The organism is Zooshikella sp. RANM57 (genome assembly GCF_050749885.1).
GTDB lineage: Bacteria > Pseudomonadota > Gammaproteobacteria > Pseudomonadales > Zooshikellaceae > Zooshikella.
This window is the reverse complement of sequence record NZ_JBOIUB010000003.1, coordinates 308,187-326,881: the sequence shown is the minus strand read 5'-3', so window position 1 is coordinate 326,881 and position 18,695 is coordinate 308,187. Positions and strand designations below refer to the sequence as shown.

20 protein-coding genes and 1 tRNA gene are annotated in these 18,695 nt (G+C 41.5%); 15 read left to right on the top strand and 6 right to left on the bottom strand.

The features are described from left to right. Positions 1–194 precede the first annotated feature (194 nt). Genes ACQ96U_RS08820 through ACQ96U_RS08805 form a run of 4 tightly spaced genes read left to right on the top strand, consistent with a single transcriptional unit; the run spans position 195 to position 4,374 of the window. Entirely contained in the window at positions 195–1,412 is a 1,218-nt protein-coding gene (locus tag ACQ96U_RS08820) for an ABC transporter substrate-binding protein (protein ID WP_431720876.1), read from the top strand. Between the two features lie 13 nt (positions 1,413–1,425). Next, positions 1,426–3,096, top strand: coding sequence for an ABC transporter permease (locus ACQ96U_RS08815; protein WP_431720875.1), 1,671 nt, complete (start codon positions 1,426–1,428; stop codon positions 3,094–3,096). Positions 3,097–3,103: 7 nt separating this feature from the next. Then, positions 3,104–3,766 carry an ATP-binding cassette domain-containing protein gene (locus ACQ96U_RS08810; RefSeq protein ID WP_431720874.1) on the top strand — a complete coding sequence of 221 codons (663 nt, stop codon included), beginning with the start codon at positions 3,104–3,106 and terminating at the stop codon, positions 3,764–3,766. After that, positions 3,760–4,374, top strand: a complete 615-nt coding sequence (locus ACQ96U_RS08805) for a CDP-alcohol phosphatidyltransferase family protein (protein WP_431720873.1) — start codon at positions 3,760–3,762, stop codon at positions 4,372–4,374. Before ACQ96U_RS08810 ends, ACQ96U_RS08805 begins: the two co-directional genes overlap by 7 nt. A 12-nt stretch (positions 4,375–4,386) precedes the next feature. Here the strand turns inward: ACQ96U_RS08805 and ACQ96U_RS08800 are convergent, their stop codons facing one another. Then, on the bottom strand, positions 4,387–5,343 hold the full coding sequence (locus ACQ96U_RS08800; protein ID WP_431720872.1) for a hypothetical protein: 957 nt from the start codon (positions 5,341–5,343) through the stop codon (positions 4,387–4,389). Positions 5,344–5,419: 76 nt separating this feature from the next. Continuing rightward, positions 5,420–5,914 carry a MarR family winged helix-turn-helix transcriptional regulator gene (locus tag ACQ96U_RS08795; RefSeq protein WP_431720871.1) on the bottom strand — a complete coding sequence of 165 codons (495 nt, stop codon included), beginning with the start codon at positions 5,912–5,914 and terminating at the stop codon, positions 5,420–5,422. Between the two features lie 288 nt (positions 5,915–6,202). Here ACQ96U_RS08795 and ACQ96U_RS08790 point away from each other — a divergent pair, with 288 nt between their 5' ends. The 4 genes from ACQ96U_RS08790 to ACQ96U_RS08775 all read left to right on the top strand — a co-directional run bounded on the left by ACQ96U_RS08790 (position 6,203) and on the right by ACQ96U_RS08775 (position 8,856). After that, on the top strand, positions 6,203–7,075 hold the full coding sequence (locus tag ACQ96U_RS08790) for a M23 family metallopeptidase (RefSeq protein ID WP_431720870.1): 873 nt from the start codon (positions 6,203–6,205) through the stop codon (positions 7,073–7,075). A gap of 122 nt (positions 7,076–7,197) precedes the next feature. After that, a tRNA-Arg gene (locus ACQ96U_RS08785) sits at positions 7,198–7,271 on the top strand. Positions 7,272–7,486: 215 nt separating this feature from the next. Then, positions 7,487–8,233 carry a TIGR04283 family arsenosugar biosynthesis glycosyltransferase gene (locus ACQ96U_RS08780; protein WP_431720869.1) on the top strand — a complete coding sequence of 249 codons (747 nt, stop codon included), beginning with the start codon at positions 7,487–7,489 and terminating at the stop codon, positions 8,231–8,233. Positions 8,234–8,238: 5 nt separating this feature from the next. Continuing rightward, a complete protein-coding gene (locus ACQ96U_RS08775; RefSeq protein ID WP_431720868.1) occupies positions 8,239–8,856 on the top strand; it encodes a TIGR04282 family arsenosugar biosynthesis glycosyltransferase in 618 nt (205 codons plus the stop codon). Here the strand turns inward: ACQ96U_RS08775 and ACQ96U_RS08770 are convergent. The 4 genes from ACQ96U_RS08770 to flgA all read right to left on the bottom strand — a co-directional run bounded on the left by ACQ96U_RS08770 (position 8,822) and on the right by flgA (position 11,515). Then, positions 8,822–9,586 carry a flagellar brake protein gene (locus ACQ96U_RS08770; protein WP_431720867.1) on the bottom strand — a complete coding sequence of 255 codons (765 nt, stop codon included), beginning with the start codon at positions 9,584–9,586 and terminating at the stop codon, positions 8,822–8,824. The two genes, ACQ96U_RS08775 and ACQ96U_RS08770, sit on opposite strands and share 35 nt — an antisense overlap. A 244-nt stretch (positions 9,587–9,830) precedes the next feature. Then, complete coding sequence (locus ACQ96U_RS08765; RefSeq protein ID WP_431720866.1) at positions 9,831–10,322, bottom strand: flagella synthesis protein FlgN; 492 nt, start codon at positions 10,320–10,322, stop codon at positions 9,831–9,833. A gap of 42 nt (positions 10,323–10,364) precedes the next feature. Then, a complete protein-coding gene (gene flgM, locus ACQ96U_RS08760) occupies positions 10,365–10,691 on the bottom strand; it encodes a flagellar biosynthesis anti-sigma factor FlgM (protein WP_431720865.1) in 327 nt (108 codons plus the stop codon). Positions 10,692–10,780: 89 nt separating this feature from the next. After that, complete coding sequence (gene flgA / locus ACQ96U_RS08755) at positions 10,781–11,515, bottom strand: flagellar basal body P-ring formation chaperone FlgA (protein ID WP_431720864.1); 735 nt, start codon at positions 11,513–11,515, stop codon at positions 10,781–10,783. A 116-nt stretch (positions 11,516–11,631) separates the two neighbouring features. On the opposite strand from flgA, the gene ACQ96U_RS08750 reads away from it, so the two are divergent. From ACQ96U_RS08750 to flgF, 7 genes are all read left to right on the top strand, one after another. Then, a complete protein-coding gene (locus tag ACQ96U_RS08750) occupies positions 11,632–12,561 on the top strand; it encodes a chemotaxis protein CheV (RefSeq protein ID WP_431720863.1) in 930 nt (309 codons plus the stop codon). Between the two features lie 32 nt (positions 12,562–12,593). Further along, the gene (locus tag ACQ96U_RS08745; protein ID WP_431720862.1) at positions 12,594–13,655 is read left to right on the top strand and encodes a CheR family methyltransferase; all 1,062 of its coding nucleotides are present in this window, start codon (positions 12,594–12,596) and stop codon (positions 13,653–13,655) included. A 160-nt stretch (positions 13,656–13,815) separates the two neighbouring features. Then, the gene (gene flgB / locus ACQ96U_RS08740) at positions 13,816–14,226 is read left to right on the top strand and encodes a flagellar basal body rod protein FlgB (RefSeq protein WP_431720861.1); all 411 of its coding nucleotides are present in this window, start codon (positions 13,816–13,818) and stop codon (positions 14,224–14,226) included. 2 nt (positions 14,227–14,228) lie between these two features. After that, complete coding sequence (flgC, locus tag ACQ96U_RS08735) at positions 14,229–14,690, top strand: flagellar basal body rod protein FlgC (RefSeq protein WP_431720860.1); 462 nt, start codon at positions 14,229–14,231, stop codon at positions 14,688–14,690. Between the two features lie 48 nt (positions 14,691–14,738). Then, entirely contained in the window at positions 14,739–15,422 is a 684-nt protein-coding gene (locus ACQ96U_RS08730) for a flagellar hook assembly protein FlgD (RefSeq protein ID WP_431720859.1), read from the top strand. Between the two features lie 316 nt (positions 15,423–15,738). Next, the gene (locus ACQ96U_RS08725) at positions 15,739–17,736 is read left to right on the top strand and encodes a flagellar hook protein FlgE (protein ID WP_431720858.1); all 1,998 of its coding nucleotides are present in this window, start codon (positions 15,739–15,741) and stop codon (positions 17,734–17,736) included. A 211-nt stretch (positions 17,737–17,947) separates the two neighbouring features. Beyond that, a complete protein-coding gene (gene flgF, locus ACQ96U_RS08720; protein WP_431720857.1) occupies positions 17,948–18,688 on the top strand; it encodes a flagellar basal-body rod protein FlgF in 741 nt (246 codons plus the stop codon). Positions 18,689–18,695 lie beyond the last annotated feature (7 nt).

Here is an 18,695-nt window from a genome sequence, read left to right as displayed (position 1 = left end):
ATGATTTGATAATCAAGATAATATGTTTAGTGTGATAAAAAGGCCCTATATGGGCCTTTTTTACGTTTGGTATTTATTTGTGAAATTTTTCATTAAAGAATACGGTCTGTAGAGCAATGTTAAACTAAAACGTTGCTTTTCAATAGCCTGTGGGTATAGCTTTAATAGACTCATAATAAGGGAGAAAATAATAAATGATGTATTTGTTGAGGGGTGTTAATCACTTAGTTGTTTTTTTATTATTTTTTACTGCTCATAATGTTATTGCACAACAACAGCAACAATCACGCTGGAATAATACCGTTAAAAATGCAAATAAACAGGTAGTGTATTTTAATGCCTGGGGTGGGAGCCATGAAGTTAATCGCTATATTTTTTGGGTGGGGCAACAGGTAAAACGACAGTATGGAATAACACTGAAGCACGTTAAAGTCGATGATATTAGCCAGGTTGTTAGTCGCTTGCTGATTGAAAAAACAGCAGGAAGAAATACCGAAGGAAAAATCGATTTATTATGGGTGAATGGTGAAAATTTTGCTACTTTAAAAAATAATAATTTATTATATGGGCCCTTTACGCAAACTTTACCTAATTATCATTGGGTGGATAGGTCTAAGCCTTCCGTTATAAAAGACTTTTCTATTCCTGTGGACTTTATGGAAGCGCCTTGGGGCATGGCTCACTTGGTTTTTTACTATGATAGTAGTGTGTTGAAGCAACCACCTACATCAATGAAGGCGCTACTGGATTATGCAAAGCGACATCCTGGGCGTATTACTTACCCTAATCCTCCCCATTTTTTAGGAACAACGTTTCTTAAGCAAGCACTTTTAGAGTTAACATCAACGCCTGAGTCGTTACAAGAACCAGTGAGCGAAGTGGATTTTGCAAAAGTAACTGCACCACTTTGGGCGTTTCTTGATGCGTTACATCCTGTCAGTTGGCGTCAAGGTAAAGCATTTCCTACAAACTCCTCTCAAATGCGGCAAATGCTGGATAGTGGTGAGTTACATGTCAGTTTTAGCTTTACCCCCAGTGAAGCTACAAATGCGATACATGCCGGGTTGTTACCAGATACAGTAAAATCCTATGTTCATCAAGGCGGTACATTGGGTAATACACACTTTTTAGCGATTCCTTTTAATGCTAAAGCTAATGCAGCCGCTCAGGTGGTGATCAATTTTATGTTGTCAGCAGAGGCTCAAAGTCAAAAAATGGATCCCGAAATTTGGGGAGATCCAACGGTGTTGGCCATTGACCGGCTACCAGAAGATCAGCAAGCTATGTTTGCTCGCTTTGAGAAGTTACCTGGTATGCTAACACCTGACCAACAAGGCAAGCCTTTGCCTGAGCCTCATTATAGTTGGACAGACGCTTTAGAAAAGGCTTGGTTAGTGCGTTATCAGCAGTAATAATGAATAGGTTATGTCTATACCACTGATCAGTTACAGGGTAACGCAGTTATTGTGTTTGTTGCCAGTAATTCTTGGCGTAGTAGGAACTGTGCTGCCCAGCTTTGGTTATTTTCCTGTGGCAGGTTTTCACAACCTGAATATTGATTATTACATTATACTCTGGCAAGAGCCTGGTTTTTCTACAATGGTGGTAGCAACCCTCATTAGTGGTTGTCTTGCTACCAGTATTGCCTTACTGCTGACTGTAACCATATTCTCTGTTTTCTATTCAACATCATACTGGAAAATATGGCATAGCCTTTTATCTCCGATGTTAGCATTTCCTCATGCTGCATTTGCGTTAGGTATGATGTTTTTAGTGACGCCTAGTGGCTGGTATGCACGTTTTTTAGCATCTTTTACTCAAGAATTAACATCACCTCCGACCTGGCATACAGTGCATGATGCTTATGGTGTGACATTAGGTATTGCTTTAGGGTTAAAAGAGCTGCCTTTTTTAATACTAATGACACTGTCAGCCTGTAATCAGGTAAATATTTCTCAGTTACTAAAAGTGGGTCAAAGTCTAGGCTATCATCCGGTTTATGTCTGGTTAAAAATAATTTGGCCTCAGCTTTTACCACAAATGCGTTTACCCATTATTGCCGTGATTGCCTATTCATTTTCTGTGGTGGATATTGCGCAAATACTGGGGCCAACAACACCTCCAACTATGGCAGTGGCTATTATGCAGTGGTTTGGGAGTGAACAATTAGAGCACCGATTACTTGGTAGTGCTGGTGCTATTTGTTTGCTGCTGTTAACTGGATTATTAATGTTGGGATGGCTAGTGCTTGAAAGGCTATTAATAGGTAAAGATAGTCAATGGTTAACTAATGGTTTGCGTCATCGTTTACGCTTAGGTTGGCAATGGCTAGGTCATGTCTCTCAGTGGATAGTGTGGGGTGTGTGGGTAACAGCGATAATTTCTATTGTGTTATGGGCCGTAAGCTGGCGTTGGCGTTACCCGGATATTCTTCCCAGTGAGTACTCATTAAAGATATGGTCTCGTTACAGTGATAAATTGCTTACTTTATTAGGAACAACCTGGTTTTTGGCGTTAGGTTCAGCAGTTATTGGTTTACTTTTAGTGCTGGGGCTATTAGAAGCAAAAAAAGCACAACAACGCTATGCATTGAGTTGGTTATACCTACCTTTATTGATACCTCAAATCAGCTTTATCTTCGGTTTTCAATGGTTGCTAGTCAGCTTGAATTTGGATGGCACTTGGGGTGGTGTTGTTTGGAGTCATCTGATTTATGTCATCCCCTATATATGTTTAGCACTGGTTGGTTATTTTAAGCACTTTGATAAGCGTTATTTAACCGTGGCTGTTTTGCTATCTGGACGACCTCAGTACAGCTATTGGCGTATAAAAATAGCGATGTTGCTACGGCCTGTTTTATTTGCAATCGCTGTTGGGGTTGCAGTTAGTGTTGCTCAGTATTTACCAACTTTGTTTGCAGGCGCGGGGCGTGTAAGCACATTGACAACTGAAGCCGTAAGTTTAGCTCAAGGTGCTGATTATCGGGTGACGGGGGTTTTTGCATTGGCCCTGCTTGTTGTTCCTCTGGCAACTTATGGCTGTGCATTTCTCATACCCTATTTTATTTACCGGCGTTTTTCTATGATGCGGATTTAAGGATTTCATGAATAAGAAAGGTATCCTTCAGTTACAGTCTATATCGTTGTACTTTGGTCATGAGCCTATTATTCAGTCATTAAATCTAACCATATTGCCCGGTGAGATTGTAGTACTCATGGGGCAGAGTGGATGTGGTAAGTCGACATTTCTGAGTGCATTGTGCGGTATCATCCCTGAGCCGTTTCAGTTCTCGGGAAAAGTATTATTAGATCAGCAAGATCTTACATGTTTACCATTAGCGAAGCGTAAGATTGGGATGTTATTTCAAGATGATTTATTGTTCCCGCATTTGTCTGTGAAGGGCAATTTAGCTTTTGCATTACCCCAAGGAATAAATCGTCAAGAACGCCATAATCAGGTGATAGCACTTCTCGCTGAAGTGGGAATGGAAACTCTGGCTGATCGTGATCCTGCCACGCTATCAGGTGGGCAGCGGGCTAGAATTAGTTTGTTACGGACATTATTAGCTCAGCCACGAGTTTTATTTTTAGATGAACCTTTTAGTAAACTTGATCAAGACACACGTAGCCAGTTTAGGCAGCTTGTGTGGTCATATACAGAGCTCTATCAATTACCAACGTTGTTAGTGACTCATGATATGGCTGATATTCCAGATCATTGTGTGCAGGTATTACAGCTTCCGTATGAGGAGTCAACTTCATGTTAGATCGGTGGACTTCTTGCTGGGTGCAGTCTCCATTAAAAAAAACGGCTCACATTATTGCTCCTTACTGTACGGCGAATCAGGTAACAGTAGTTGGGTTTTTATTGGGTATGTTGGCGTTGCCATTATTAGCCTATGAGCAATATTGGGGAGCATTAGTTTTTATCATATTGAACCGTTGTCTTGATGGTTTGGATGGTGCATTGGCTCGCCTTAGTTGCCAAACAGATAGTGGGAGTTTTTTAGATATCACGCTGGATTTTATTTTTTATGCAGGGGTTGTTTTTGGGTTTGCACTGGCTCGGCCAGATGATAATGCACTGTATGCGTCTTTATTACTATTTAGCTTTATGGGGACGGGCGCGAGCTTTTTAGCATTTGCTGTTCTTGCGAAAAAGTACCAGCTTACCAATCCGCATTTTCCCCATAAGTCGCTTTTTTATTTAAATGGTCTGACCGAAGGCACCGAGACAATTCTATTTTTTGTGATTTTTTGTATGCTTCCTAAGTATTTCGCTATGCTTGCAAGTATTTTTGCGGTGTTATGTTTATTGACTGCAGTAAATAGAGTTGTCGTGGGCTACCTTACCTTAAAACGATGTGAGCAATAAACTACTTATGGGCTATTTATCTTGCGTCATTGGTTGTAGTGAAGCCTGTTGGTTATCTCTTAGTGCTTGTATTAAACGGGGTGATATTTTTTCGGGTAGAGACAGCTGATTTTGCTTGCTGTATTTATCTATAGCATGTTGTGTTTGTTTACCCCAAATACCATCCACGTGTTTAAGTGGGTAACCTAACTGCTTTAGTCTAAACTGAACAAACTGTACTGCAGCAAAATCTTTATGGGCCTGGTTTTTCAGTGCATGTTGATAACGGTGTACTTGAGGTGTTGCTTTTAGTTGTTTTTGTAAAGAGGCCAAGGCCTGTTTAGCCTGTGGGTGGTTTTGCTGATGAGCCATCATTAACCAGTGATAGGCATCACCTAGGTGTTTAGGTACCCCTTTACCGGCTAAATGTAATAACCCCAACTGATATTGTGCTGCAGAGTGTCCTGCGAGTGCTGCTTTTGACAGCCAGTAAGCCCCCCAAGCAGGATCAGCGAGTTTATTTGTTGATTTGTCTTCTAAAAATATCATACCCACAATGTACTGCGCTTGTAGATTACCTTGTTCAGCGAGTGGCTCTAACCAGTGACAGGCTTCTTCTGACTGTTTAGGTACACCTTTACCTTCGTAATAACCTGTGCCCAGCAAATACTGGGCTTGTTGGTGGCCTTGCTCAGCGGCTTTTCGAAAATAGTCATAGGCAGCAGGATAATTGTGTGGAACTTCCAGTCCATGATAAAAGCGCAAGCCCAACCTAAACTGACTGTCTACATCACCCTGCTGTGCTTGAGCATGGAGTGCTTGCAGATCTGGCCCAGCCTGCTGGATTTGCCAAAGTGTACACCCTGAGAGCAGGATGCCTGAGAGTAGGCAGGTTATACCTATCTGCAAGGGGGCTGCCATTGTATGCTTTCTGTTATTTTCTAAGGAAAAAACACGGCATATAACGGCAATAAAATTACTTATCATCATGCTGGATTACCATTAGGTTAAAACCTAAAGTTTGCTTCATGTAGTTCAACTGACCCGCTGCATGTAGCCGTTGGAATTATTGGTTATTGTTAGGTGAGAACGTATCCTCAATGGCACCTACTTCTAACATTGGTGCTGCATCAATTTTCTCAGCATCCATCATTGTGGCTATGCGTTGAACAGAGGAAACTAATAGTGATTGTTCCCAGTCTTGTAATTGCTGAAACTGGTAAATGAATTCTTGCTGAAGAGGTTTAGGCGCTTTTGAAATTAAGGCCTGTCCTTTCTCAGTTAAGTAGGTGTATACCTTGCGTTTATCATTAACACTACGCTTTCGAGAGGCTAAGTCACGCTTTTCTAACCTATCCATGATTGTGGTGACTGTCGCCTGGCTGAGATTAACATGACGAGCAACTTCACCAATGGTGACTTCACCTAAGTTGTTGATAGAACGCATAATCAGCAACTGAGGACCCGTTAATCCTGACTCTTTGCTCAGCTTTCGTGAATGCAAATCTATGGCACGGATAATGCGCCTCAGCGCAATTAACACTTCTTCATACTTTTCCATGTCAGATTCAGCAAACCTCATTAAAATTGATAGCCGGTTTATACAACACTGTGGCAAAAAAAGTTGGCAAGTGTTGAATGAAATGGCTGTTTATATCATGTTGTGAACGATACAGCCACAGCAAACAAAATGTGATGTTTGAAATGGCATGCTACTGAGTAGTTAGTGTAGCTAAAGTACTGTGAGCAGCTTCATCAAAATGACGGTTGCAATATAAAAAGTGCCGTGCCACAGTGGGCTATTAACCATTCTGACTCAACTACTAGTGTCTTATTTGACGGTCAAATTATGAGTGATTCTGTGTTACTTCCGCGTTGCCTTAAACAGCGTATCGGGCTTACAGGCTTGTTCAAAAGTATTCTACTATTGTCGCTATTCTTGCCACTTTCTGCAACACATGCCAAATTGCTTTCACTAAAAGGTGATAGAACCCAGGGCAGCTTATTACTAGGAAAAGTATCTCTGGGAAGTCAAGTAAAATATAAAGGAAAAACCATTTCAGTTAATGATGGTGGATTTTTTGTTATTGGTTTTGGACGCGATGCTGCACTAGATCAACAGTTTGCAGTGATAAGCCCTGATGGCCAACAACAATCACATAAACTGAAGTTAAAAAAACGTCAGTATAATATCCAGCGTATAAAAGGGGTTCCTCAAAAAATGGTAACTCCTCCAGAGTCCTTCCTTAAACGAATAAGAAGAGAAAGTAAACTGGTTGCAGATTCAAGGGCGGTGGAAAGTAATTACCCCTATTTTGCAACGCCCTTTATTTGGCCACTGACAGGACGTATTAGTGGTGTTTATGGAAGCCAGCGAGTTTTTAATGGGGAACCTCGTCGTCCACATTTTGGTGTTGATGTTGCTGCACCTGTTGGCACGAAAGTAATCTCTCCTGCAGGAGGCACCGTTGTTTTGGCAGAACCTGACTTATACTTTTCGGGAGGAACGCTGATCATTGATCATGGTCATGGGGTTTTTTCAAGTTTTTTACACCTTAGTAAAGTGTTGGTTAAGGTGGGTACAAAAGTTAAACAAGGGGATGTCATTGCCAAAGTAGGCGCTACTGGTCGGGTAACTGGACCCCATTTAGATTGGCGGATGAATTGGTTTACAACGCGAGTTGACCCTGCACTCTGGGTTGGGCCAATGCCTAAAAAATAAGATATGTACACCTTCTTGTGGGTGGTTCTACTACCCACTGGCTGAATAGTTTGCTGGCGTTTTGTATTGCAAGAAAAGTTGCATTTAGCTGGCGAGTTTGTATCATTGGAGCCTCGTCTAAAGTCCCTGTAGCTCAGTAGGATAGAGCAAGCGCCTCCTAAGCGCTAGGTCGGAGGTTCGATTCCTCTCAGGGACGCTCTTCTCACTTAATATTCTGTAACACACCTTTGTTGTATTCTAATGATTGACAAAAAACTATTTTTTTAGTTATGTCAGTACGCAATTATTATCATTTCTGCTCGGTCTCTATAACAACTATTTCTTAGGTTTTTGGCGCTGAAGGCTATTCAACTTTGTTGAGGCAAAGTAAAAATATGACTTTTGCAAGGAAAAGTGAGTGAGCATGTACCAGTGAAGCTTTCAATTATTGTACCTACATTAAACGAAGCCAAAGGGATTCAATTTTTTTTGACGACATTACAGCCCTTACGGGATAGAGGGCATGAAGTCATTTTGGTTGATGGAGGGAGTAATGATCAAACCGCTGATGTTGCAAGAACGATGGTTGACTGTTTAGCTTCTTGTGCTATTGGTCGGGCAAGGCAGATGCAATATGGTGCTGAGCTGGCGACAGGTGAAGTATTACTGTTTTTGCATGCAGATACGCTTTTACCGGATCAGGCGGATGAACTTATTGAGCAGGCCTTTGATAAAAGTGATAGCCATTGGGGGCGTTTTGACGTCAGCTTTTCTGGTTCGCATTGGTTATTTCACTGTATTGCTTACATGATGAATAAGCGCTCTCAGATAACAGGGATTGCAACGGGGGACCAAGCCATTTTTGTTAAGCGCGAACATTTTGAAGCAATAGGAGGCTTTTTAGCCATTCCTCTTATGGAGGATATTGATTTATGTCGTCGTTTACGACAGCAAGGAAAGCCAATTTGTATTTCTGTAGCTGTAATAACGTCCAGTCGTCGCTGGGAACAGAATGGTATTTTTCGCACTATATTATTAATGTGGTGGATTCGGGGGTGTTTTTATTTTGGTATGGCACCAGAAAAACTCTGGCGTAAATATTACATGGGAGACAGTCATTACATGAAAAACAGCGGTTATGCGTCAAAAAAGAATATTGTCAATAAAAATGACCATTAAAAGTTATGCAACAGTTGGTTATTTTATTTGCCAAACCACCTCAAGCCGGCGCTGTTAAAACACGACTCATTCCTGCGTTAGGTGAGCAAGGGGCATTATCGGTCCACCAAAGGTTACTTGATAGAACACTGGCGATCATGCAGCAATTGCCGGCTTCACTTAATATTCAACTGTGTCTGGCAGAGCCTATAGTTAAACCTGATGTAATGAGTGATTATTTTTTTGGACAATGGCCGGTATGTTTACAGCAGGGAGATAACTTAGGTGAACGACTGGCAAATGCATTTAAGTCAAATTTTGCATGGGCTGATCAGATTGTGATTATTGGCAGTGATTGTCCTGTACTAACAGCAGATTATATTTTACAGGCATTTACTGCACTGACTAAAAAGAATGACGTAGTGATTGGCCCTGCAGAAGATGGTGGCTATGTTTTAATTGGTTTAAGCCGATTTATTCAAGCACTTTTTCTTAATATGCCATGGAGTACACCTCAACTTTTTAATGAAACCATTACTCAGTTAAACAATCAACAAGTGTCTTATCATTTGCTCACTGAGCTATGGGATGTAGATGTACCTGCAGATGTTAAGCGTCTGGATCGGTTGCGTCATCACGGTTAGCCACGCGTTGAAGTAGATTCACATATAATTGCAGATAGCGTTGGTTAATACCTGATAATTGCAAGAACTTTATACCGATATTAATGTGTTGTTGTTTTGAAGTATGTATTTGTCTGATTTCTCCCTGACAGTCAATAGAATGATCTGTTGGGGTGATAAATTGCACATGGTCAAGTATATCACCAACGGTAAGTGTTGGTTGACCTGATGGAGGAGGTAACAGTTGTAGTTGGCAGCCGGTTATCGATAAATCCAGTAACTGACCACTTAATAAGACTGGTTCAGGTTTTTGAGTAATAAGGGTAACTCTAATAAATGTATGAGCAGGAATAACGGCTCGATAAGCATTTCGTCGTTGCAAATAACGTATTTTCTCAGGAAATGGAATAAGAAAATCCTGTGCTGTTGTCGCTGGCATAAGCGAGGAGGGCAAGGTTGACAGGTGAGGACAAATAACTTCAATACCATGGTACGTACACTTTAAGTTAAATGTCATATTATTTTTTATCAGGCTTTCACCCCGTGGGGGAGTGATGTTTGATAAGGTAAAGTGACAGGTTTCATGATCGATAGCACTGATTGTTGCGGAAAATGAGCTATTTTCTGAAGGAAAATCAAGGTGTACTTTTTTCTTGCTTTCATAGATTGCAAGTAACTGGCGATAAATTTCCTGTGGTGTCTGTAGGATTTGATACTTCTCGCTTGAATCCCAATCTGAAAAACTGATCATGCAGCCTACATCCCTGAAAATTTTTTATTATTAAAATACGTTTTAAAGTAAACCAAACAAATATTGCTTTTTTATATCGCTAATAAACTGCCTACCTTATCTTTCAGCATCCACTATAAGTATATACCTTTCATGTTCAGTAGTAACAGCTAGGCTAAAGGGACGTTAGGCTAAAGGGAGTAGCTAGAGTCTGACTTGGTGGGTCAGCTCTAGAGAATCTGTCATTATGATCTTTGGTGAGGAGTTAAGCCGTACCGATTAGCCGGCCAGTCGCATCACTAATAGGCTGGCCTTGCTTGGCATAGAGGGCTTTTGGCGCTAAGGGTTGTCCTCGATAAATGCGGAGAAAGCGTTCTACGACCAGTTGAGTACGGTTAATAATACGGTGGTTGGTTTCATTACAACGTTTACTTTCTTGTAACTTTTTTTGCAAAGAATGCCAAAGTGACTCAAAGTGCTCTTTTTGAGCTTGGTCACAGAGAGTAAGTAACTGTTTAAAACCTGTTGTATCAGGAATTAAACCAAGTGAGGCAAATAGTTTGGAGCGCTGATTAGCATTTTGGCTAATAGATGTCAGGTAAGATTGCTTGCGGCTAATGAGTGTTTCAAGGCTGGCATAGTCGCGCTCTTTTAGCGATTGACGCTCAGCCTTGAGTGTGGTGATTAAATGCTCAAGAAGCTGCAGGTCAGCAAGCAACAATGCTTCAAATTGTTTAAGTGAGGTAGTAGTGGGCATAATGGTCATTCCAGTGGTAGAGATCTAGCTCAAGTAGTGAGTTTAAAAGCCTTCGAAGTCTAAAAGCTTATTCGCTAGTTGCTCTGCATTAACCTGGTAACGTCCAGCGGCAATATCTGCTTTAATTTGCTGAACACGCTCTGAGTCAACACCATCCTGCTGAGAAACTTGCGCTTGCAATTTCTTTAAGTCCTGCGCTTGTTGACTCAGTTCAACAGAAACAGGCTTTTTCTCTGCAGAACTTTGCTCAACAGCCGGCGGGTTGGCAGACTGCTCTAAAGACTTGTTTTCAGACCGCTGCTGAGCTCGCTTTTGGGAGCTTATGAGGTCTGATGAAGACGTATTGGGACCATTGATATCATTAACCATGATGACTACCTTACCCTTAGAATGACCACTCACTATGAATATTAGCGGCCATCATTAAAATTACTTTAATAGACATTTGGCAAAAATTCTCAGAAGAGAACCTGCACTGTGTTTTTATCCTTGACGATGCCTTCTATAACCCTTTGGCTCCTGGCATTGCGCACTTTAATCCGTTCACCTGGTTTACCATTTGTGAGTGCTGTACCAAATGACCGTACGGCAAAATGATCTGTTGAAGCGACTATCGCAACTTTTGTGCCTTTAGTGATAACCGTGGCTGTGTCAATATGCTGACGACTAATAATTTGTCCGATGGTAATTGTCCTTGTGGCAACTTTACCGATCACCAGCTCCTGCTCAGTGAAGTACCCATTTCGTAATCGGCTGACATCAACTGTTTGCCACATTAAATCAGCGTCAGTTATTCGTCGTTTATTTGGAATTGTGCGTTTGCTGGCAAGTACTTGCCGGAAAATACTCACCTCTGATGTGACAAAAACTTGCCAGCTACTAGGACAGTCAATGGCCAATGTTATGCGCCCAAAAGACTTACTGTGTCTATTTCGGCTGACTTGTAATGGGGCTTGGCATAATGGCAGCCTTAAACGATCATCTAAGGGGTTTATACGAATTTTATACGTTATTGAAGATGATTGTGTTAGCAGCGGTTGGAGTTTGTTCAGGAGATATTGATGGGCTGCTTGATGCACTTGGTCATTGAGAGGACTGGCAACACTAACAACTGAAAACAGGCAGAGCAGCCAGCCTAATGCAAAATACTGACGTGGGTGACTAAATTGTCCTATGCTATTTGTATAGTTCATAAGCAGCAATAGGCCTTAGTGAAATTAGTTGGTATACAGCGGTTTATCACTTTAAAAAGCAACTGTTATGCCGGTTTTAGGTTTAAAGTGTTTGTTAATCATGTAGGAGTGGCTTCATGGCTGGTGTATTAGACAGTGTTAACCAGCGAACTCAACTGGTAGGACAGAACCGACTTGAATTACTGTTATTCAGGCTCAATGGTGGCCAGCTCTATGGAATAAATGTATTTAAAGTTAAGGAAGTGTTGCAATGTCCTAAGATGACCATTATGCCGAAAAGCAGCCCTATTGTAAGAGGTGTTGCCAATATCAGGGGAGGTACCATCCCCATATTGGATATGAATATGGCTACAGGTCGAAGTGCTCTGGATGATGTAGAGAATTGTTTTGTAATCATTACTGAATACAACATGAAAGTTCAGGGTTTTTTAGTACGGATGGTCGACAGAATTGTCAATATGAATTGGGAAGAAATACATCCACCGCCCAAAGGCACAGGACGAGATCATTACCTAACTGCTGTAACCAAAGTGGATGATAAACTGGTTGAAATCATAGATGTTGAAAAGATCCTTGCAGAAGTTTCTCCGATGAATGAAGAGCTTTCAGAGGATGTTGTTCGTCATGAACCAACCGATGACTTAGCGAATAAGAAGATATTAATTGTTGATGACTCAGCAATCGCGCGTAAACAAGTACAGCGCTGTATTGAGTCATTAGGTATTGAGGTAGTGGCCAAAAATGATGGTCGTGAAGCCTTAGAATACCTTATGGAGTTGATTGAGCATGGGGTTAGTCCTAAGGATGAACTCCTTATGATTGTCTCTGATATAGAAATGCCTGAAATGGATGGCTACACACTAACATCTGCGATTAGAAATGATCCACGGATTAATGATATGCATATTGTGCTTCATACATCATTGAGTGGCGTTTTCAATAAAGCGATGGTGGAAAAAGTAGGAGCAAATGATTTTATTGCTAAGTTTAACCCCGATTTATTAGCGGGTGCTGTAATGGAACGAATCCAAATACTAACGGGTTAATTACAGGTTAGCATCGATATGGGGTAATTTCTGTGGCCGAATTTGGTTCTCAACCGAAGCGAACAGTCCCAACCAATGACTTTGAAGTCTTTAGTCTTTTTTTGGAGAAAAGCAGTGGTATTGTTTTAGGTAAAAATAAGGAGTACTTAGTCAAAAGCCGTTTAAGAAAAATTCTAGCGGAAAACAATATTAATTCTCTCACGGAGTTGGTGTCTCAGATAGAAAAAAATCCTCGTGGTGACTTGCGTGGTAAAGTTATAGATGCGATGACGACAAATGAGACATTATGGTTTCGGGATAATTATCCTTATGATGTTTTAAAAAACAGAATTTTACCTGAACTAGTAAAAGAAAGGCGTCAGCAAAATATTCGCATTTGGTCCGCCGCCTGCTCTACTGGACAAGAGCCTTACTCGATTGCAATGGCGATTGATGAGTTTGAACGAAATAATCTAGGCATGTTAAAAGGTGATGTTAAAATTGTTGCAACTGATTTGTCTAGTAAAGTCATGGCTGAAGCGATGGCTGGAGAATATGATTCTCTTGCGTTAGGCAGGGGACTATCGGATGAACGTTTACAGCGTTACTTTACGGCCTTACAAGGAAAGCGCTGGGTGGTTAAACCCCACATAAAACAGCGTGTTGAATTTCGTATTATTAACCTGCAAGAAAGTTATGCTAGTTTAGGTAAATTTGATATTGTTTTTTGCCGCAATGTATTAATCTATTTCTCTGCAGAACTGAAGTTAGATATTCTAAGCCGAATTTATAAGACACTTAAACCAGGTGGTTTTTTATTTTTAGGTGCATCTGAAGCATTAAATGGTTTATCTGACTTATATGAAATGGTTCAGTGTCGACCTGGTATAATGTACATGGCAAAACCTAATAATGCGGATGTATTTGCTCGTGCAGGCAAATCAACGAGTCGGGCAAAACCATCCACACCTGAAACGAGAATGCCAAGAGCAACAGGTTCGGCAACAGCATCTGTACCAACGCGAAAACCAACCAGTACATCTTCCTCTACAACAAGACCCACTACTTCTTCGATTAAGCCTTCCTCAAATAAACCAGAACCATTTAAGCGGTAAGTTTACGTCTCAAGAGAAAGGAAATTGATTGCCGTCTCCTGGGTGTTGGTTTTGTTGGTCTTACTTAACTTACTGAAAATTATGTAAAAATTTTAATGGCATGGGCTTTGCCTTAAAGCTAAGTAGAAAACTACTCGGTTTATTTGGCAAGGGAGTTTTTATGGCCATCAGTTTTGATAATGCGTTAGGCGTGCATCCTTATGCACTGCAAGTTAGAGCCGCAAGAGCAGAAATTATTGCTAATAACTTTGCCAATGCTGATACCCCTGGGTTTAAGGCTAGGGATATTGATTTTAAGCAAGCACTAAAACAAGCTGTTGATAATACACCTAGGGGCAATCAATTGCCGCTTAATGTTACCAATGAACAACATATACAAACGGCGCCTACAGAATACAGTGGACCTGAAGTGCTTTATCGTACGCCGATTCAACCTGCGATTGATGGCAATACAGTGGATACCCAACAGGAGCACTCACTCTTTGCCCGTAATGCAATGGATTTTCAGGCCGGCTTTGAGTTTTTAAATGGTAGTTTTAAGTCATTAAAAACTGCGATTAAGGGTAATTAATTATGTCTTTGACCAATATTTTCAATATATCAGGAAGTGGTATGTCAGCGCAGTCGGTACGTTTAAATACGGTTGCCAGTAATGTTGCTAACGCAGAAACTGCCAGTAGTAGTATCAATGAGGTGTATAAAGGACGAAAGCCATTTTTTAAAGTGATGGAAACCCGCGTTAACGAAGATCCTTTTTGGCAGGACTCTGTTTTTAGTGATGAAAGTACTGTGTATCAGGAGCAGGGAAGAGGGGTGATGGTGCAAGCGATAGTTGAAGATAATGCAACACCTCAGGCACGTTACGAACCTGATCATCCGATGGCCGATGAAAAGGGATATGTGTATTACCCGAACATCAATGTTGTTGAGGAAATGACGGATATGATTTCAGCTTCCCGTTCATTTCAAGTGAATGTTGAGATTATGAATACAGCAAAAACGATGTTGCAAAAGGTACTGACATTGGGTCAGTAATATGGCTGATAGTTTTGTGGTTAGCACTAAGGTGAGCGAGGTGCTCTCATGAGTACAATTAATCAGACCCCAAATACGACAGCAAATGCTGTTGTAGATAAGTATACGCTAGAGGAGCCCTCTTCCGCGAAAGGCAATCAGGAACTGGGTCAGGATCAATTTTTAAAGCTGATGATTGAACAATTAAAAAATCAGGATCCGTTAAACCCTCAAAAAAATGAAGAATTTATCGCACAGTTGGCACAATTTAGTACGGTAGAAGGGATTACCAATTTAAATCAAACTGTGACAAGTATGTCTTCAGCATTTACGTCGAGTCAGGCATTACAAGCGTCAGCGTTGGTCGGTCGTTCTGTTTTAGTTCAGACATCTCGCACACAACTTAATGCGGGAAGTGAAGTACAAGGTGTGGTTGACTTGCCTGCATCCAGTCCGGTAAGAGTGGATGTATTTAATAGCTCAGGTGTACTGGTCAGGCAGATTGATTTAGGTTTACAGCCTGCAGGTGCTGTAGATTTTAAATGGGATGGTAAAGACAGTAATGGTCAGGCCATGCCTACCGGCGTATACAGTTTTCGAGCGTCAGGGGTATTAGATAATCAAGGCGTGGCTTTATCAACAATGATGAGTACGAATGTGGATAGCGTAACCCTTGGTACGTTCAATGACTTAACACTAAATTTAGCGGGCGTTGGCTCTGTTAAATTAAGTGATGTTAAACGTATACTTTAAATATTATTAATGTCTGATTTTTTTGTCACAGAATTTGATTTTGAATTTTGGGTATCGCTATATCGTTAGGTAAAGCTTATAAAAAAATTATGTGGTGATAATCTGTTAGTTTGAGAAATAAAAAAATATTTATCCATTTTTATTCACTGGTTATTTAAAAGATTGCCAATTGTCTGGAAGAAAATTGGAACAGCTTGGCTGACCCGTTAGGATTGGTGCTAAGGAGAGTGCGCATAACATGAATCATAAAAGATTTATGGTTCTTGAAAGATTCATTATGCATCCTTGACGGAATTAATGAATAAAGGAGCGCAATATGTCGTTTAATACTGGCTTAAGCGGACTGAAAGCCGCTTCCACTGATCTGGATGTAATTGGTAATAACATTGCGAACTCTGCGACAATAGGCTTTAAATCGTCACGTGCTGAATTTCATGATGTTTATGCACGTGAAATATTAGGCGGAAGTAGTCGCTCAGCAGGTAATGGTGTATTAGTACAAACCATTGCCCAGCAATTTAATCAGGGTAATATTAAACCAACGGAACGAAATTTAGATTTGGCGATTGATGGCACGGGTTTTTTTATCATGCGGGATAATACTGGGCAAACTTATACGCGTCAGGGTATTATTGGCATCGATAAAAACGGAAATCTGGTGAATAATCGAGGGGCTTTTTTACAAGGATTTTCCGCTGATTCGCAAGGGAATATTATTCCTGGCATTTTGTCGGATTTGCAAGTAGGTGATCAATTTCAGGATCCAAGGCAAACCAGTAATATTGATATTAGTTTTAATGTGGATTCCCGTGAACCTGTTTTGGAGCGAAGAGGCAGTACCAGTACCGCGAATGGCGCGATTATTGGTAATGCTCAAGCAGGTACAACCAATGGTTATACCGCAGGTTCTTTGGATATTCAGGATATATCGACAACACCTGCCACCACTATTTCAACAGAAGCTATTCCTTCAGCGGCTAATCGGTCGGCTCGGGCAATTGCTGCAGAATTAAGTAATTTATCTCAAGTCATTACAGCCAGTGCCAGCACTCGCGTTAAAGTTGATGTAAGCACTTTACCCTTTGGCGGGGCTGCACCTGCAGGTGCATCAATTACCATTAATGGTCAGGCAGTCAGCCTTGCCAGTGTGAATGATGCCAGTGAATTAGCTACAGCCATTGCCAACCTGACAGATATTAGTGCTTCATTTGTCGCACCCAGTGAAATAAGGGTATTTAATAACCTGGGAGATGACATCTCAGTCGCTATTAGTAGCACAGGCACCAATGTCTCTGTACAAGGTGCTACAGGCACAACGTTTACAAATGCTGGAGCACCTGTTGTTGTTGCGGATGGCGCCAGTGCCACAGTCGGGGGAGAAATTGAATTTCAGACTGAAGAAAACTTCGAGTTAGTGACGCCAACACTGCCTGCAACAGCATCTAATATTTTCACCTTTCCACTGGCGTATGTGCCCTTTGTAGAAAATTCTTTTGACCCTATTGATCCGGACACCTACAACCATGCAACCCAAGTGGAAGTATTTGATAGCCTGGGCAATGCGCATAACTCCACACTTTATTATGTTAAAGAACGTGCAAGCACGGTAAATCCTAATGTTTCTGAGTGGAGTCTGTATGTTCAGGTTGATGGTGAAGATGTGGGTGATCCAGTCGTGCCAGGTGGAGCAGCAACACGTGCCAGGTATTCTGTTCAGTTTGACCGTGAAGGCAACCTCATTGACCCTCCACCGAATATTGTGGTGACGAATTGGACACCACTTGATGAAGATGGTAATCCAATTACAGCGTTAGGGCCCATTAATGCCTCTGCAGGCGGTGATGTATTACCGCTGCCGGACCCACCCACCAGTTCTAACTTTGTCATTGATATTGAAAATTCGACTCAGTTTGGTAATGCATTTGCCGTTGACAGCTTAACGCAGAATGGTTTTGCGGTGGGTAATATTACTGAGTTGGATGTGGATGATGAGGGGATCGTTTTTGCCCGTTACAGTAATGGGCAAACGTCATTATTGGGTCAAGTCGCACTCGCTAACTTTGCGAATAACCAAGGACTATCGCCAATAGGGAATACATCCTGGTCGCAGTCTTTTGCTTCAGGAGAGCCCGTCATTGGTTCGCCGCAAGCAGGTGTCTTTGGTGGTATTCGCTCTGGTACGTTGGAAGAAGCGAACGTTGATATTGCTGAGGAGCTGGTTAATTTGATTATTGCGCAACGTAACTATCAAGCGAATGCAAAAACCATTGAAACCGAGGATGCTATTACACAGACGATTATCAACCTCCGTTAATACGTATTACTAAAAGATACATCTTAACTCGTTTCCTTCTAGCGAAAATGGATGAGGCATATGTTTGCCTCATCTGTCCCATCTTGTTGGTTTAAGCTGTCTGCTTAGCCTGTTTCCCTTATAAAAACTAATCATTGAGGGCTAGGCATGCCCCTTGCAGGTAATGCGTTAACGTGAACAAATGTGAAACGAGTTGCCGCTGGAGGAGCCAATGGATAAAGCCCTTTATGTATCCATGACTGGAGCTGTACAGAATATGCTTGGTCAGCGGATTCATGCCAATAATCTCGCCAATATTACGACAACAGGTTTTCGCAGAGATTTTGAGCAGGCGCGCTCTATGCCTGTGTTTGGTGAATTCTATCCCAGCCGTGCTTATGCCATGACCGAAAACCCTGGTCAATCATTTGACCAGGGAACAATGATGGAAACAGGTAATGATCTGGACGTCGCTATTCGGGGTGATGGTTGGATAGCTGTGCAGGGACCTGAGGGACAGGAACGTTATACCCGTGCCGGTAATTTGACCATTGGTACTAATGGGGAGCTGTTTACAGGATCAGGGTTGCCAGTCCTGGGAGAGAATGGACCCATTGTGATCCCTGAGTTTGAAAAAATTGAAATGGGTTTGGATGGCACGATTAGTATCCGGCCAGTGGGACAGCCGCCGAATGAGCTGGCTGAGGTAAACCGTATCAAGCTGGTGAACCCCGATGTTACCCAGCTTACGAAAGGAACTGATGGTTTGTTTAGACTCAAGGATGGGGGGGCTTTACCCGCAGATGCCAATGTTCAGCTAGTACCTGGTTTTTTAGAGGGTAGCAATGTCAACGGCGTGGCAGAAATGATCAGCCTGCTGGCGTTAACACGTCAGTATGAAGTCAACGTCAAGATGATGCGTTCATTAGAAGAAAATAGTGAATCAATGGAAAGTGTATTACGTATTAATTAAAACACGT